This window comes from Weissella sp. DD23 (genome assembly GCF_001579105.1).
In the GTDB taxonomy this organism is placed as follows: Bacteria; Bacillota; Bacilli; order Lactobacillales; family Lactobacillaceae; genus Weissella; species Weissella cibaria.
The window spans coordinates 327,070-328,304 of record NZ_KQ970390.1 but is presented as its reverse complement, the minus strand read 5'-3'; the positions used below and the strand labels follow the sequence as shown (position 1 = coordinate 328,304).

The window sequence follows — 1,235 nt, the reverse complement described above, 5'->3', positions numbered from 1 at the left end:
ACAGGTGAGGTACCAGCCGTCAAGGCAATGTTACGTACCTTTGGATCATAAATTTTTTGTAGTAGGATGTGAGACGTTTCGTTTGTTACATCTTGCTTTGTATCAACAATTTCAATTCGCATATTTATTCTTTCTCCTGACTTTTGTTTCACTTAACACTTACAAGTGTAGTGGGAGAATTTGACTAATTTTTGAAGGGTACGCAAAGAATATTAGTGAGTGGTCTAGTATTGGTCCAAGCAAAAAGCGCTATCGACCATCGATAACGCTTTCACCATTATTTCTTCTTTTTAAGCGAGGCTAGTTCTGTCTGAATGCGAGCTTGTGCTTCTGCAATTCGGTCCAAACGAGGTTGGTTCTTAAAATTCATTTTTTCTACTTGAATTTGTAAGTCTTTTGCAAAGGCTTGGACCTCAGGTACAGCCTGTTGCACATTCGCCACAGCTTCCTTTAGTTGCTTCGTACCAGCAGTTGTTCGCTTAACGGCCGCAACCCAGGTCATGACGTGTTGCTTTTGTGTTTCAAAAAAAGCTTTTGCTTGATCCATAGGTTAGTCCTCCATGTGACTTGCAATTCGGTCAGCCAATGCACGATAGTCGTCTTCTGTCGTTGTTTCACTGTGGTCAGGCATTGGCACATCAAAAGTATCGTCTGCGTAACGCGGAATTAAATGGAAGTGGGAGTGGAACACTGACTGGCCTGCGGCTTCACCATTATTTGACAAAATATTCAGTCCAATAATTTTGTCATCGCTGGCCTTAATTGCACGGGCAATTTTAGGTAGCTTTGACAAAACACGCGCCGCTAACTCTTCATCGTATTCAAAAATATCTGCGACGTGTGTCTTTGGCACCATCAAAGTATGACCAGGCGTAACTTGACTCAAATCTAAAAATGCCAACACATCATCATCTTCATATACCTTATAAGCGGGGATATCGCCCGCGATAATCATATCAAATACATCTGCCATGAGAATGCCTCCAAGTTTTATATATTACTTCTATTATAACGTGCTTTGCGCTGTGTGTCCGGGCGTAAATATTAGGGATTATTTGGTAAAATAGAAATAGACGAAAAAACGGAAGTGAAAATATGACATTATCAGTTAAAAATCTTTCGGGTGGTTATGGTCAATTGGCTGTACTACACGATATTTCATTCGATATTCAGGCCGGCGAATTACTAGCGTTGGTTGGATTGAACGGTTCAGGAAAGTCGACGACCATTAATCA

The 1,235-nt window shown here is 40.9% G+C and carries 3 protein-coding genes; 1 reads left to right on the top strand and 2 read right to left on the bottom strand.

The window, feature by feature from the left end:
- Nucleotides 1-277: 277 nt before the first annotated feature.
- Both WEIDD23_RS01590 and WEIDD23_RS01585 read right to left on the bottom strand, forming a co-directional pair.
- Nucleotides 278-547 (bottom strand): hypothetical protein, encoded by a 270-nt coding sequence (locus WEIDD23_RS01590; protein WP_010374867.1) that lies wholly within the window; start codon nt 545-547, stop codon nt 278-280.
- Nucleotides 548-550: 3 nt separating this feature from the next.
- Entirely contained in the window at nt 551-973 is a 423-nt protein-coding gene (locus WEIDD23_RS01585) for an HIT family protein (protein WP_010374869.1), read from the bottom strand.
- A gap of 122 nt (nt 974-1,095) precedes the next feature.
- Between WEIDD23_RS01585 and WEIDD23_RS01580 the strand changes: the two genes are divergently transcribed.
- Nucleotides 1,096-1,235, top strand: a 140-nt coding sequence (locus WEIDD23_RS01580) for an ATP-binding cassette domain-containing protein (RefSeq protein WP_156469546.1), incomplete at its 3' end; no start/stop codon positions are given.

Excerpts from the sequence above, each read along its gene's own strand:
- WEIDD23_RS01585 (WP_010374869.1), bottom strand. The coding sequence starts at position 973 with ATGGCAGATGTATTTGATATGATTATCGCGGGCGATATCCCCGCTTAT.
- WEIDD23_RS01590 (WP_010374867.1), bottom strand. The coding sequence starts at position 547 with ATGGATCAAGCAAAAGCTTTTTTTGAAACACAAAAGCAACACGTCATG.